The following is a 13,956-nucleotide window of genomic DNA, read 5'->3' as shown; positions in this document are numbered from 1 at the left end:
CTTTTAAAAAATATCACTTAATTTGAAGCTTCTTCAGCAGACTTTTTCTGTTCAGATGGTTCAACTGAATCGTTATTTTCTTCTATTTGATTTCTTCTTTCATTATCTGCTTCTTCCAACGAGTTTTCTTTATTGGATAAGCGAATCTTCACTTTTTCACTCGATAAAACTGTCGAGAGGTTGTAACGGTTTTTGGCCTCCACATTTACTTCATGTTCTCCTTCATCTAACCCCGCAACATTCACATACAATTCGATATCAGATTCTTTTACGTTTTTCAAAACACTGTCTTTTCCTCGCACAACAACATCCAGCTTTCCTGTGTCCGGATCAATAAATTCAATTTCCTGATCGTTTCCTAAACCGATGACTTTGATCGGCACCTGTTTAAACGTCTTTTCTTCTCGTTTTTCAATATCTATTTTAATTTGAACTTTATTCGGGACAACGTTTGTCACTCCATCCGGAGCAGGAACATCAGCTTCAACTGTCGCATTTTCTTTGATTTTGCTTAAGTCGACAGATACATCATCAATAGACTCTATTTGCTCTAGCACATCCTTTGGACCATAAATTGTCACTTGGCTAGGGATCGATTGAATCGATGATATGCTCAGTCCATCAGAAAGCTTTCCTGTTGTTTTGATTTTTAAGGGTACAGATTTCGATTTCGTTGGGCTTTCTACCGGCACTGTTACGGTAACCGCTAACGGTTCGATTGTAACAGGCAGGATGTTCCCATTTGCATCGTATACTGTCACTTTTGACTTCTGTACAACTGTTCCATCAGCACCTTCCAAACTTACTGTTGCTTTCACAACAGCTACAGCATCAATATGCTCTTTTGCGCCTGTAATTTTTACACTGTCCGGTTTAACAATCGGACGCTCCGCAATGTAGCCTTCCTTCATTTTGTTTTTATTAATAACATCCACTTCAACCGGAAAATTTTCAGATACCTTTTCATGAATACCTACTGTAATGACAGCCGGATCAATGTCAACCTCCAATTGGTCAGACAAGTTTTTATGTTTCAAACGGACACTGTGCGTGCCAACGGATAAATCCGTTAAATCTGCAAAAATTTCAAAGTCCTTGACTTGTTTTGTCGTAGTGACAATACTTTTGGGCCCTTCAATCGTAACGGTGACGGTTTGGGGAATACCGGTGACAACAAATGCACGGTCGTCATAGTATACGTTTACGGGCACATCTGTAATTGTAGCTGTTTCGGTTGTGGATGGCGACCGAAATATATTGTATTTTTCTTCATTATTCGAAGCAGGCGATTCTATATTCACTGAAGCATATAGCATGAGCGCTAGCAACAATGCAATGATGCGCATAAACCAGTTGCTATTCATTAATTTATCCATTCTTTTTCACCCTCCATTGCCAGCGGCTAGAGGAAGCAGCTTTCGTACGGTTAAACTCAGCCAAGAGCATCTCCTTTAACGTTTCTGGAGTTAAATGTCTATGCAGCTCACCATCCTTGGCAATCGATATACCGCCTGTTTCTTCAGAAACAATGATAGTTATACTATCGGTTACTTCACTAATTCCCACTGCAGCGCGATGGCGTGTGCCCAGCTCCTTCGATATAAACGGGCTTTCGGAAAGCGGCAAATAACAGGCAGCAGCGGACACTTGATCTTTTTGTATAATAACTGCACCATCATGTAAAGGGGTATTGGGGATAAAAATATTAATTAATAGTTCAGCAGAAATATGGGCATTTAGTGGTATACCGGTCTCAACATAATCCTCCATTCCTATTTTTCGTTCAATCGAAATGAGAGCACCGATTCTCCTTTTCGCCATATACTCAACAGCTTTTGCTATTGCTTCGGTCATGTTTGTTTGCCCATCATCTTCCTGGCTAGCTGCCCTTGCAAATAGACGTCCCCTTCCTAATTGCTCAAGGGCTCTGCGAAACTCCGGCTGGAAAATAATGATGATAGCCAAAAAACCCCAAATCAACACTTGGTCCATTAACCATTGCAAAGTATTCAAGCCTAAATATTGGCTTAACACTCTAACGATAATGATTACGATAATTCCTTTTAAAAGCTGAACAGCTTTCGTTCCACGAATCACCATAATCAATTTATAGATAACGAACCAAACGAGGAGAATATCAATGACATCTATGAGGTAATGCAAAAGAGAAAAATCCCCTAAGGTCATATTGTTTTCCTCCAATAGTTCATCAAATCGCGATTGATCTATTCTAATCAAACTTCTAGGTTTGAAAATCTCTCTAATCAAAATTCCACTTTATTATATCATAACTTTTCCTAAATGCACTTAAACATAAAAATAGACCATCCTACTAAAGATGGCCTATTGTTTAAAAACCTCTGACAGAGTCGATTTTACTTCATACCACAGCCACTCAAACAATTCGTTTATTTCCTCAACCTCTCCGGTAACTTGACCGGCAGAAGCCAAATATTGGTCTCCGTTAATCACCGTTACATTTCCTTCAACTTTTCCTTCTATTTTAATATCACCGTTTTTAACAGTAATATCACCTTTCACCGTTTCTCCTTCAGGCACAATAACAGTACGGTTGTCAACAACCAAATTATCATACTTTGTTACGCTGAATTGGCTTTCTTCATAAGAAGCAAATAAACTTCCAGTCATTAGAATAACAAATAGTGCAGCGGCTGAAAAGAAAGGATGATTTCGGAACCAGCGTCTAGTTGAGACCGTACGCTTTTCTTTCGGCAGTTTTTCTAACACCTTTTGCGTAAAATCTGTCGGTGCTTCAACATGTGAGATACTCTTGACAAACGCTACAGCTTTTTCCAATTCTTGATAATGTGCCTTGCAATCCTCACAAGATTGCAAGTGTTTTTTTAACTCACGGCCTTCATCCTCATGCAAATCCCCGTCCAAATACTTATGGATCATCTCCTCTACATGCTTAGGACATTTCATCTTACTCACCCCAATCACAAATGCCTTAATTGTTTGCGTAAAGCCTCCCGTCCCCGGTGTATTCTTGTTTTAACTGTTCCGACTGGAAGTTCCAATATCTCTGCGATTTCTTGCAAGGATAGCTCCTCAATATATCTCAATACGATGACTGATCGATATTTATCCGGCAGTTTTAAAATTTCTTTTTGAATCGTTTCTTGCAGTTCAATTGCTTCAACTTCTTTTTCAGGCATTGCAATATCAGATGATACTTGGGAGTACATTGTTAAGCCATCAGTCCCCGCAACTTCTGCATCTAAATAATAGTCCGGCTTCTTTTTCCGAATACGATCAATCGATAAATTGGTTGCAATCCGATAAATCCATGTAGAAAATTTTTTGTTCATATCAAATGAATGGATGTTCATATACACTCTTATAAATGCTTCCTGTGCTATGTCCTCAGCTTCATGGACGTTTCCCAGCATTCGATAACAAAGTTGAAAAATTTTATCTTTATATAATTCAACAACTTCTGCAAATGCATTTTGGTCGCCTTTTTTAATTTGTTTGATCTTTTTATTTATAAATTCTTCCATTTTTCTACCTCCGCAGTTGCGGGTACATCATGATACGAATTCGTTCCCCAAAGGTTTCATTTTTTTATAAATCTATTCTAGCAAATTTTAGGAATTTATGTTTTCATCTGCAAGAAAAATTTTTTCCTTTTGTAGCAAAAACCTTTCTTATTCCCATTTCTGGGCTTTTTATAAAGAAACGTCCAACTTGTCATAATGAAAAATGACATTACAAATTTTTTCAGAGGGGTTGCACCTCACGCCGCGTTAGGTATTATGATCACAATAGGTTTATAAAGATAAGTGTTTTGGGGGCGATGTTAAAGTGAAGGAAGAGTCTTACTTTACGATTGGCGAATTTTCTAAAAAGACGGGAACAACAATCCGAACATTGCATTATTATGATCAAATTGGACTGCTCAAACCGAAAAAAAATCCTCGTTCTGGACACCGATTATACTCTGCTCATGATGTATTGACACTTCAAAAAATAGTCAGTCTTAAATTTTTAGGATACAGTTTAGAACAAATCAAAGAGTTAATGAATGAAACCAACTTCGATTTAAACTTAAAGGAAACTTTACAGTTCCAAAAAGAAGCGCTTGAAGAACGAAAGGAACATATTGAAGAAGTGCTCAAAGCCATTAAACGAATTCTCACGATTTTAGAAGAAGAAAAAGAAGTGGATAGCAATGTTTTAATGAGTCTTATTCAGAGCATACAAACAGAAAAAGAACAGCGCAAATGGTTAGAACATTATACGTCAAAAGAAGTAGCTGAAAAGCTTTTTGATCAGCCTGAAGAGGTAATGATCTCCCTTGACAAAGAATACATCCAATTATCCCAAGAAACAAAAAGATTGGCAGGAAGACCTGTCGATGATCCTGAGGTAGAAGCGTTAGTCGAAAAATATATGAAAACAATATTAGAATTTATCGGAAAAGAATTAATTAGTGCTATCGGGAATTTAGATGAAGCTGAAATTAAAACTATTGAAAATAAATTGCCATCTCCATTTACACAGGAGGAAGAGGAGTGGCTTCAACAAGTGATGGAACATTATGCGATGAAAGCTGGGCTTCTCCAAGATGAAAATATTGACCGACTTTAGCAAATAAAAAAACTTCACCTCCCCTTTTCCAATTGGGGAGGTCATTTTTTATCTTTGAATTACAGGATGATGGATATTCATTCAGCTCCCATTTTCCCGAAACCTTCCCCAAATTTTATCGAGTGAAGTGTTCCACCGGAAGCCCAATTATCTCTTTCATATTCATCGAAAACTACTGTAACCCATTCTTCTTTCACGTTTAGTATTTGCGCTGCTGCTTTTGTTATTGCCTCAGTAAACTGCTGTTTCTGTTCTGCGGTTCTTCCTTTAGCCAGCTTTACGTTGATAAAAGGCATCGAATCACAACTCCTTTAAGCCGTTTGAATTTATAAATGGTGTCGAAATTTATTCGTCCTCATCCGGATCTGTGCTATTTCAAAAAATGAAACAAGACAGAAGTTTGTCGATATACTTCGTCACAACACCCGTAAAAACCTTTGCTGGGCAGTCATTGTATGCAAAATGTTTTACACAAATCATCCTCTACAGCAACAATCTTCTGGAAAAGAGACTAATTTTTAAAATCAACCAAAAAATCATTTAGGTCATGGTTCCATTTCGGAACAACCGCATTACCAATACTAAAAGGAAAAATACAATTCGCCTTCAATGGTATATCCAAATTTAAAAGGCTGTTATGGGACTAAAAAGGAGAATGCTCCTACATATCATTATTTTGAGATTCAAAAGCGAGGATTAGATATAATCGAAGAATTAGTAACATTTCAAATAAAAAAATCCTGACAATTTCTTGTCAGGAATTAAGTTCATCTCATTTTATAAAATTTTCCCTATTGAATTTAAAAGCGGAAGACGGGACTCGAACCCGCGACCCCCACCTTGGCAAGGTGGTGTTCTACCACTGAACTACTTCCGCACAAATGGTGAGCCATGGAGGATTCGAACCTCCGACCCTCTGATTAAAAGTCAGATGCTCTACCGACTGAGCTAATGGCTCATAAAATTTTTTTCTTCTAATCCATTTTAAAATTTGTCAGATGTCCCTTCCTTTTCCGGTCTTTTCGAGGATGTTAGATACGTCGGGACAACTCGTCGCCTATTCGATGAAGCCTTGCTCGTTGCTCTACCGACTGAGCTAATGGCTCATAAAATTTTTTTCTTCTAATCCATTTTTCATTTGTCAGATGTCCCTTCCTCTTCCTGATTTTTCGAGGATGTTAGATGCGTCGGGACAACTCGTCGCCTATTCGACGAGGCTTCGCCCTTTGTAAAATCTAGTTAAATCTTACTTTCTATCTAATATTTTTACAAAAAAAAGAACAGACATGAACTGTCTTTTTATAATAAATGGCTGGGCTAGCTGGATTCGAACCAGCGCATCACGGAGTCAAAGTCCGTTGCCTTACCGCTTGGCTATAGCCCAATATCACCATTCATCTCTTGACTAATTATATTGTACCAATAAAAAAATCACTTTATACAACAATTTGTTGTTTAATGTGATTTCAATGTTTCATAACATTCTTCGGCATGGTGGAGGGGGACGGATTCGAACCGCCGAACCCTAAGGGAGCGGATTTACAGTCCGCCGCGTTTAGCCACTTCGCTACCCCTCCGATTATTAAAAATGCCGGCGAGAGGAATCGAACCCCCAACCTACTGATTACAAGTCAGTTGCTCTACCAATTGAGCTACACCGGCGCAATAAATACTTTAAATCACACTCAGTTTTTACCTTTGTTTAAATTGTTATGCCAGCCTCATTAAACTTGCTTAAGAAAAGCTTGTTTAGTACATGGTGGAGGATGACGGGATCGAACCGCCGACCCCTTGCTTGTAAGGCAAGTGCTCTCCCAGCTGAGCTAATCCTCCATGGTGACCCGTACGGGATTCGAACCCGTGTTACCGCCGTGAAAGGGCGGTGTCTTAACCACTTGACCAACGGGCCATTTCATTTTCATAACTTAATGACAACCGACATTCGACATTTTAGCACATGGCATAGATAGAAATCAAGAAAAGATTTGCTTTTGAAAAGCTTCCAACCGGGCTCGAACCGGTGACCTCTTCCTTACCATGGAAGTGCTCTACCAACTGAGCTATGGAAGCATGGCTCCGCAGGCAGGATTCGAACCTGCGACCGTTCGGTTAACAGCCGAATGCTCTACCACTGAGCTACTGCGGAATATTTTAATAAACCATATTTTGGTTCACATACAGCTCAATCAGTATATCAAAATGATTTCAAAAGAATGTACTCTTGTATGGTTCTCTACAATAAGCCCAGCTTTCAAAAAGAATTTAAAGGCAGCCTGGCAGCGTCCTACTCTCACAAGGGACAAACCCTCACTACCATCGGCGCTGAAGAGCTTAACTTCCGTGTTCGGGATGGGAACGGGTGTGACCTCTTCGCCATTGCCACCAAGCAGCCTTTTCTGTTTTCCTTCCTGTTGTCAAATGACATCGGAATGTCATTCTTTCAAAACTAGATAACGTTTCTTTCACGAATAGATGCTCTTACTTGGTTAAGTCCTCGATCGATTAGTATCCGTCAGCTCCACGTGTCACCACGCTTCCACCTCGGACCTATCTACCTCGTCATCTTCAAGGGATCTTACTCGCGTTTAGCGATGGGAAATCTCATCTTGAGGGGGGCTTCACGCTTAGATGCTTTCAGCGCTTATCCCTTCCGCACATAGCTACCCAGCGGTGCCCCTGGCGGGACAACTGGTACACCAGCGGTGCGTCCATCCCGGTCCTCTCGTACTAAGGACAGCTCCTCTCAAATTTCCTGCGCCCGCGACGGATAGGGACCGAACTGTCTCACGACGTTCTGAACCCAGCTCGCGTACCGCTTTAATGGGCGAACAGCCCAACCCTTGGGACCGACTACAGCCCCAGGATGCGATGAGCCGACATCGAGGTGCCAAACCTCCCCGTCGATGTGGACTCTTGGGGGAGATCAGCCTGTTATCCCCGGGGTAGCTTTTATCCGTTGAGCGATGGCCCTTCCATGCGGAACCACCGGATCACTAAGCCCGACTTTCGTCCCTGCTCGACTTGTAGGTCTCGCAGTCAAGCTCCCTTCTGCCTTTGCACTCTCCGAATGATTTCCAACCATTCTGAGGGAACCTTTGGGCGCCTCCGTTACCTTTTAGGAGGCGACCGCCCCAGTCAAACTGCCCACCTGACACTGTCTCCCGCCCCGATCAGGGGCGCGGGTTAGAATGTCAGTACAGCCAGGGTAGTATCCCACCGTCGCCTCAGCGCAAGCTGGCGCTCACGCGTCTCTGGCTCCTACCTATCCTGTACAAGCTGTACCCACATTCAATATCAGGCTGCAGTAAAGCTCCACGGGGTCTTTCCGTCCTGTCGCGGGTAACCTGCATCTTCACAGGTACTATAATTTCACCGAGTCTCTCGTTGAGACAGTGCCCAGATCGTTACGCCTTTCGTGCGGGTCGGAACTTACCCGACAAGGAATTTCGCTACCTTAGGACCGTTATAGTTACGGCCGCCGTTTACTGGGGCTTCGGTTCGCACCTTCAGCTACAGCTTAAGCGCTCCCCTTAACCTTCCAGCACCGGGCAGGCGTCAGCCCCTATACTTCACCTTACGGTTTCGCAGAGACCTGTGTTTTTGCTAAACAGTCGCCTGGGCCTTTTCACTGCGGCTCATCATGGCTTATCACCTTGATGAGCACCCCTTCTCCCGAAGTTACGGGGTCATTTTGCCGAGTTCCTTAACGAGAGTTCTCTCGCTCACCTTAGGATTCTCTCCTCGCCTACCTGTGTCGGTTTGCGGTACGGGCACCTCTCACCTCGCTAGAGGCTTTTCTTGGCAGTGTGGAATCGGGAACTTCGGTACTTCCTTTCCCTCGCCATCACAGCTCAAGCACACGGCAAGCGGATTTGCCTGCTTGCCAGCCCTAACTGCTTGGACGCGCACATCCAGCCGCGCGCTTACCCTATCCTCCTGCGTCCCCCCATTGCTCAAACGGTGAGGAGGTGGTACAGGAATATCAACCTGTTGTCCATCACCTACGCCTTTCGGCCTCGGCTTAGGTCCCGACTAACCCTGAGCGGACGAGCCTTCCTCAGGAAACCTTAGGCTTTCGGCGGAGGGGATTCTCACCCCTCTTTCGCTACTCATACCGGCATTCTCACTTCTAAGCGCTCCACCGGTCCTTCCGGTCCGGCTTCGATGCCCTTAGAACGCTCTCCTACCGCTGACACCAACGGTGTCAACCCGCAGCTTCGGTGATACGTTTAGCCCCGGTACATTTTCGGCGCAGAGCCACTCGACCAGTGAGCTATTACGCACTCTTTAAATGGTGGCTGCTTCTAAGCCAACATCCTGGTTGTCTAAGCAGCTCCACATCCTTTTCCACTTAACGTATACTTTGGGACCTTAGCTGGCGGTCTGGGCTGTTTCCCTTTTGACCACGGATCTTATCACTCGCAGTCTGACTCCCAAGGATAAGTCATTGGCATTCGGAGTTTGACTGAATTCGGTAACCCGATGGGGGCCCCTCGTCCAATCAGTGCTCTACCTCCAAGACTCTTCCCTTGAGGCTAGCCCTAAAGCTATTTCGGAGAGAACCAGCTATCTCCAAGTTCGATTGGCATTTCACCCCTACCCACACCTCATCCCCGCACTTTTCAACGTGCGTGGGTTCGGGCCTCCAGCAAGTGTTACCTTGCCTTCACCCTGGACATGGGTAGATCACCTGGTTTCGGGTCTGCGACCTCGTACTATTTCGCCCTCTTCAGACTCGCTTTCGCTGCGGCTCCGCCTTTCGGCTTAACCTTGCACGAAATCGCAACTCGCCGGTTCATTCTACAAAAGGCACGCCATCACCCGTTAATGGGCTCTGACTACTTGTAGGCACACGGTTTCAGGTTCTCTTTCACTCCCCTCCCGGGGTGCTTTTCACCTTTCCCTCACGGTACTGGTTCACTATCGGTCACTAGGGAGTATTTAGCCTTGGGAGATGGTCCTCCCTGCTTCCGACGGGATTTCACGTGTCCCGCCGTACTCAGGATCCACTCGGGAGGGAACGGAGTTTCGACTACAGGGTTGTTACCTTCTCTGACGGGCCTTTCCAGACCTCTTCGTCTACCCCGTTCCTTTGTCACTCCTTAATCGAGTGTCCTACAACCCCAAGAGGCACGCCTCTTGGTTTGGGCTGTTCCCGTTTCGCTCGCCGCTACTCAGGGAATCGCTGTTGCTTTCTCTTCCTCCGGGTACTTAGATGTTTCAGTTCCCCGGGTTGCCCTCCATACCCTATGGATTCAGGTATGGATACTGCCCCATTACGGACAGTGGGTTCCCCCATTCGGACATCTCCGGATCGACGCTTACTTACAGCTCCCCGAAGCATTTCGGTGTTTGTCCCGTCCTTCATCGGCTCCTAGTGCCAAGGCATCCACCGTGCGCCCTTTCTAACTTAACCGTTTCTTCCTAACATGAGCGATCTATTCGTGAATGTCTTTCCGTTATCCAGTTTTCAAAGAACAATGCTTTTTCTCAATGAGCTCCCTTGCTGCTTGAATTGCTTTTAGCCGAACATCCGATCCTTCGAATGGGCTCTCGCATAGGAGCAATGCTTCCAATATTCATCAAACTTATGGTGGAGCCTAGCGGGATCGAACCGCTGACCTCCTGCGTGCAAAGCAGGCGCTCTCCCAGCTGAGCTAAGGCCCCAGGATGGTCTTATTTATGGTGGGCCTGAGTGGACTTGAACCACCGACCTCACGCTTATCAGGCGTGCGCTCTAACCGGCTGAGCTACAGGCCCATCCTGTATTTTTTTATTCAGCTTCTATTCGCTGGGAAATCGACTTTGCGAATTCACCAGCAAACGGGGAAGGATGTGATCCTTCAAAACTAAACAAAACGGAAAAGCGTACCTTTTTCAATGTATATATCCTTAGAAAGGAGGTGATCCAGCCGCACCTTCCGATACGGCTACCTTGTTACGACTTCACCCCAATCATTTGTCCCACCTTCGGCGGCTGGCTCCCGTAAGGGTTACCCCACCGACTTCGGGTGTTACAAACTCTCGTGGTGTGACGGGCGGTGTGTACAAGACCCGGGAACGTATTCACCGCGGCATGCTGATCCGCGATTACTAGCGATTCCGGCTTCATGCAGGCGAGTTGCAGCCTGCAATCCGAACTGAGAGTGGTTTTTTGGGATTCGCTCCACCTCGCGGTTTCGCTGCCCTTTGTACCACCCATTGTAGCACGTGTGTAGCCCAGGTCATAAGGGGCATGATGATTTGACGTCATCCCCACCTTCCTCCGACTTTTAGCCGGCAGTCACCTTAGAGTGCCCAACTGAATGCTGGCAACTAAGGTCAAGGGTTGCGCTCGTTGCGGGACTTAACCCAACATCTCACGACACGAGCTGACGACAACCATGCACCACCTGTCACCCTGTCCCCGAAAGGGGAACGCCCTATCTCTAGGGTTGTCAGGGGATGTCAAGACCTGGTAAGGTTCTTCGCGTTGCTTCGAATTAAACCACATGCTCCACCGCTTGTGCGGGTCCCCGTCAATTCCTTTGAGTTTCAGCCTTGCGGCCGTACTCCCCAGGCGGAGTGCTTAATGCGTTTGCTGCAGCACTAAAGGGTGGATACCCTCTAACACTTAGCACTCATCGTTTACGGCGTGGACTACCAGGGTATCTAATCCTGTTCGCTCCCCACGCTTTCGCGCCTCAGCGTCAGTTACAGGCCAGAGAGCCGCCTTCGCCACTGGTGTTCCTCCACATCTCTACGCATTTCACCGCTACACGTGGAATTCCGCTCCCCTCTCCTGCACTCAAGTTCCCCAGTTTCCAATGGCCGCTCGCGGTTGAGCCGCGAGATTTCACATCAGACTTAAGGAACCGCCTGCGCGCGCTTTACGCCCAATAATTCCGGACAACGCTTGCCACCTACGTATTACCGCGGCTGCTGGCACGTAGTTAGCCGTGGCTTCCTCGTCAGGTACCGTCAAGGTACCGCCCTGTTCGAACGGCACTTGTTCTTCCCTGACAACAGAGCTTTACGATCCGAAGACCTTCTTCGCTCACGCGGCGTTGCTCCGTCAGACTTTCGTCCATTGCGGAAGATTCCCTACTGCTGCCTCCCGTAGGAGTCTGGGCCGTGTCTCAGTCCCAGTGTGGCCGGTCACCCTCTCAGGTCGGCTACGCATCGTCGCCTTGGTGAGCCGTTACCTCACCAACTAGCTAATGCGCCGCGGGCCCATCCTGCAGTGACAGCTAAAAGCCGCCTTTCAACCGAAAACCATGCGGTTTTCGGTGTTATCCGGTATTAGCTCCGGTTTCCCGAAGTTATCCCAGTCTGCAGGGCAGGTTGCCCACGTGTTACTCACCCGTCCGCCGCTAACCTAAAGGAGCAAGCTCCCTTCGGTCCGCTCGACTTGCATGTATTAGGCACGCCGCCAGCGTTCGTCCTGAGCCAGGATCAAACTCTCCAAAAAAAGTTTGTCACCAAATGCTCTTTTAGAATCAACAGGCACGCTTTTCGTTTTGTTCAGTTTTCAAGGATCATATAACTACTTCGACGAAATAACATTATAACAAAACAATTGTGTCCAGTCAATGTTTTTTATTTTTTTCACAATGACTTTCATAATATATCATGGCGTCAAAACGTTTGTCAATACATTTTTTAAAACACTTAACAAACAGCGACGATTAATAATATATCAACTTTAAACTATTTCGTCAACACCTTTTTAAAATTATTTTTAATTCTCCATCCTTATTCATAATTAAAAGTTCAATTCATACAATTTTACAAGATAAGGACAAGGAGGAGCATCAATGAACCGTTTTTACATCATCCATATTAAAAAAATCAAACAATTACTTTTTTTAATCATAATCGCTTTTTTTACTGCTGTCTTTATGTACTTTCAAACAATACCAAATATCCCGGTTTTCACTACAAAGAACGGGCCGAAAGCTATTTATAAAGGAGACGGAAGCGGTAAGAAAGTTGCCTTGACATTTGATATTAGCTGGGGAGATGAAAAAGCAATTCCAATTTTAAATACTTTGAAAAAATATGGACTAACCAATGCAACATTTTTTGTATCCGCCTCATGGGCCGAACGCCATCCTGAAGTAGTCAAAAGAATTATCGATGACGGTCATCAGCTCGGCAGCAAAGGATATGCTTATAAAAACTATACTGAGTTGGACACTAACGAAATTAAGCGTGATTTATCTTTAGCCCAGCATACATTTCAAAAGCTTGGTATCAAGGATATAAAATTGCTGCGGCCCCCAACCTGCCAATTCGATCAAAACGTTTTAAATATTGCTGAACAATATGGATTAACTGTCGTCCATTACAGCGTAAATTCAAATGACTGGCAAAACCCGGGAGTCAACAAGATTATCCAAAATGTTACGAAACACTTAAAACCAGGTGATATTATCCTGCTTCACGCATCAGATTCAGTTAAACAAACTAACCAAGCGTTGCCGGCGATTATTCAACATTTGAAACAAAACGGCCTTAAAAATGTAACCGTACAAGAATTAATTGAAAACAGCAATGCAAGAACGAAAGAACTATCATTCAAATGAAAAGAACTTTGGAAGTAAATTCAAACCAATCGTTTTCAATATTTTGGAAATCAATAAGCATTTTAAAGAGCTATAAGGAAAACTCCTTCAGCTCTTTTTTGCTTTTGGCGAGTCATTTGTCATTTTCGGCAAAATCAACAATTGGTAAGCATTGCAAATTAAAATTGGAAACAGCATTAAATACAGCCAATCTCTATCATTGACACGAAGGGCCGGCATCCACTCAATCACTGAAACAACAACCATAAAAAACAATGCAGGGACAAACGCATCTTTATTCGTCTGTTTTTGCTTAAAATAAGCAATTACAGCAGAAAACAACAAAATGACAACAGCTACTAAAATATACGGGACAATGGAATCTCCAGTTTGCGCAAAAAATTGATATCGAAAATAAACTAAATCAAACAACACAAAAATGATTAACAAGATTTGAACAGAGTTCCATAACGAAACTGAGCGAAAAATGCCTAGGCCAAACCTGTGCACAGTCAAATAAGCGAAAAAGCCCATTTGGCTGATGATGCTGAAAATAAAACCTACTCCGATCAACCAAAACAATACTGCAACAATTTCAACAATATTAAAAGACAAAAACAATTTTTCATACTCGCTCCATCTTAAGATAAAACCAACAATACTTGTCGCAACTCCACCTACAATGAGAGTAGAAAGGAAAAATCGTACCCAATTTCGGCTTTTCACTGCCAACCCCTCCATATTTCGTAAAATATCATATGATTTTATCAATCCAACTTGTATATTACCATATGGC

General features: G+C 44.0%; 8 protein-coding genes, 11 tRNA genes and 3 rRNA genes. 2 read left to right on the top strand and 20 right to left on the bottom strand.

The features are described 5' to 3' along the window. Positions 1-17 precede the first annotated feature (17 nt). The 4 genes from NSU19_RS01125 to sigW all read right to left on the bottom strand — a co-directional run bounded on the left by NSU19_RS01125 (position 18) and on the right by sigW (position 3,524). The gene (locus NSU19_RS01125; protein ID WP_339198326.1) at positions 18-1,376 is read right to left on the bottom strand and encodes a CdaR family protein; all 1,359 of its coding nucleotides are present in this window, start codon (positions 1,374-1,376) and stop codon (positions 18-20) included. Beyond that, a complete protein-coding gene (cdaA, locus tag NSU19_RS01120) occupies positions 1,369-2,187 on the bottom strand; it encodes a diadenylate cyclase CdaA (RefSeq protein ID WP_063388714.1) in 819 nt (272 codons plus the stop codon). Before cdaA ends, NSU19_RS01125 begins: the two co-directional genes overlap by 8 nt. Before the next feature lie 156 nt (positions 2,188-2,343). Further along, positions 2,344-2,946 carry an anti-sigma factor gene (locus NSU19_RS01115; protein ID WP_311066747.1) on the bottom strand — a complete coding sequence of 201 codons (603 nt, stop codon included), beginning with the start codon at positions 2,944-2,946 and terminating at the stop codon, positions 2,344-2,346. A 14-nt stretch (positions 2,947-2,960) separates the two neighbouring features. Then, positions 2,961-3,524: an RNA polymerase sigma factor SigW gene (gene sigW, locus NSU19_RS01110; RefSeq protein WP_063388712.1), complete on the bottom strand. Its 564-nt coding sequence runs from the start codon at positions 3,522-3,524 to the stop codon at positions 2,961-2,963. A 304-nt stretch (positions 3,525-3,828) separates the two neighbouring features. On the opposite strand from sigW, the gene NSU19_RS01105 reads away from it, so the two are divergent. Then, the gene (locus NSU19_RS01105; RefSeq protein WP_339198323.1) at positions 3,829-4,614 is read left to right on the top strand and encodes a MerR family transcriptional regulator; all 786 of its coding nucleotides are present in this window, start codon (positions 3,829-3,831) and stop codon (positions 4,612-4,614) included. Between the two features lie 77 nt (positions 4,615-4,691). Here the strand turns inward: NSU19_RS01105 and NSU19_RS01100 are convergent, their stop codons facing one another. From NSU19_RS01100 to NSU19_RS01030, 15 genes are all read right to left on the bottom strand, one after another. Then, the gene (locus NSU19_RS01100) at positions 4,692-4,910 is read right to left on the bottom strand and encodes a 2-hydroxymuconate tautomerase family protein (RefSeq protein ID WP_066251730.1); all 219 of its coding nucleotides are present in this window, start codon (positions 4,908-4,910) and stop codon (positions 4,692-4,694) included. A 509-nt stretch (positions 4,911-5,419) separates the two neighbouring features. After that, positions 5,420-5,491 (bottom strand) — tRNA-Gly (locus tag NSU19_RS01095). 5 nt (positions 5,492-5,496) lie between these two features. Next, positions 5,497-5,572: transfer RNA gene (locus tag NSU19_RS01090), tRNA-Lys, on the bottom strand. Positions 5,573-5,923: 351 nt separating this feature from the next. Continuing rightward, positions 5,924-5,998 (bottom strand) — tRNA-Gln (locus NSU19_RS01085). Positions 5,999-6,106: 108 nt separating this feature from the next. Beyond that, positions 6,107-6,191: transfer RNA gene (locus tag NSU19_RS01080), tRNA-Tyr, on the bottom strand. A 12-nt stretch (positions 6,192-6,203) separates the two neighbouring features. Then, a tRNA-Thr gene (locus NSU19_RS01075) sits at positions 6,204-6,276 on the bottom strand. A 95-nt stretch (positions 6,277-6,371) separates the two neighbouring features. Further along, a tRNA-Val gene (locus NSU19_RS01070) sits at positions 6,372-6,447 on the bottom strand. Position 6,448: 1 nt separating this feature from the next. Beyond that, positions 6,449-6,523 (bottom strand) — tRNA-Glu (locus NSU19_RS01065). A gap of 88 nt (positions 6,524-6,611) precedes the next feature. Next, positions 6,612-6,684, bottom strand: a tRNA-Thr gene (locus NSU19_RS01060). A 1-nt stretch (position 6,685) separates the two neighbouring features. After that, positions 6,686-6,760: transfer RNA gene (locus tag NSU19_RS01055), tRNA-Asn, on the bottom strand. Between the two features lie 125 nt (positions 6,761-6,885). Further along, a 5S ribosomal RNA gene (gene rrf / locus NSU19_RS01050) occupies positions 6,886-7,001 on the bottom strand. Between the two features lie 95 nt (positions 7,002-7,096). Beyond that, positions 7,097-10,030: ribosomal RNA gene (locus tag NSU19_RS01045) — 23S ribosomal RNA — on the bottom strand. A gap of 175 nt (positions 10,031-10,205) precedes the next feature. Beyond that, a tRNA-Ala gene (locus NSU19_RS01040) sits at positions 10,206-10,281 on the bottom strand. Between the two features lie 16 nt (positions 10,282-10,297). Further along, positions 10,298-10,374 (bottom strand) — tRNA-Ile (locus NSU19_RS01035). A gap of 136 nt (positions 10,375-10,510) precedes the next feature. Beyond that, positions 10,511-12,064 (bottom strand): 16S ribosomal RNA (locus NSU19_RS01030). Together the 16S, 23S and 5S rRNA genes with 11 tRNA genes alongside form the textbook arrangement of a ribosomal RNA operon. Before the next feature lie 346 nt (positions 12,065-12,410). Between NSU19_RS01030 and pdaB the strand changes: the two genes are divergently transcribed. Further along, entirely contained in the window at positions 12,411-13,181 is a 771-nt protein-coding gene (gene pdaB / locus NSU19_RS01025) for a polysaccharide deacetylase family sporulation protein PdaB (RefSeq protein ID WP_063387199.1), read from the top strand. Positions 13,182-13,268: 87 nt separating this feature from the next. Here the strand turns inward: pdaB and NSU19_RS01020 are convergent, their stop codons facing one another. Beyond that, the gene (locus tag NSU19_RS01020) at positions 13,269-13,886 is read right to left on the bottom strand and encodes a KinB-signaling pathway activation protein (RefSeq protein ID WP_063387198.1); all 618 of its coding nucleotides are present in this window, start codon (positions 13,884-13,886) and stop codon (positions 13,269-13,271) included. Between the last annotated feature and the right edge of the window lie 70 nt (positions 13,887-13,956).

Origin of the sequence: Aeribacillus sp. FSL k6-2211 (genome assembly GCF_037966125.1) — a bacterium.
GTDB lineage: Bacteria > Bacillota > Bacilli > Bacillales > Aeribacillaceae > Aeribacillus > Aeribacillus composti.
Note: the sequence above shows the minus strand (reverse complement) of the source record. Positions and strands in the feature narration are given on the sequence as shown.

Coding starts and splice junctions, on each gene's coding strand:
- NSU19_RS01125 (WP_339198326.1), bottom strand. CDS start 1,376: ATGGATAAATTAATGAATAGCAACTGGTTTATGCGCATCATTGCATTG.
- cdaA (WP_063388714.1), bottom strand. CDS start 2,187: ATGACCTTAGGGGATTTTTCTCTTTTGCATTACCTCATAGATGTCATT.
- NSU19_RS01115 (WP_311066747.1), bottom strand. CDS start 2,946: ATGAAATGTCCTAAGCATGTAGAGGAGATGATCCATAAGTATTTGGAC.
- sigW (WP_063388712.1), bottom strand. CDS start 3,524: ATGGAAGAATTTATAAATAAAAAGATCAAACAAATTAAAAAAGGCGAC.
- NSU19_RS01100 (WP_066251730.1), bottom strand. CDS start 4,910: ATGCCTTTTATCAACGTAAAGCTGGCTAAAGGAAGAACCGCAGAACAG.
- pdaB (WP_063387199.1), top strand. CDS start 12,411: ATGAACCGTTTTTACATCATCCATATTAAAAAAATCAAACAATTACTT.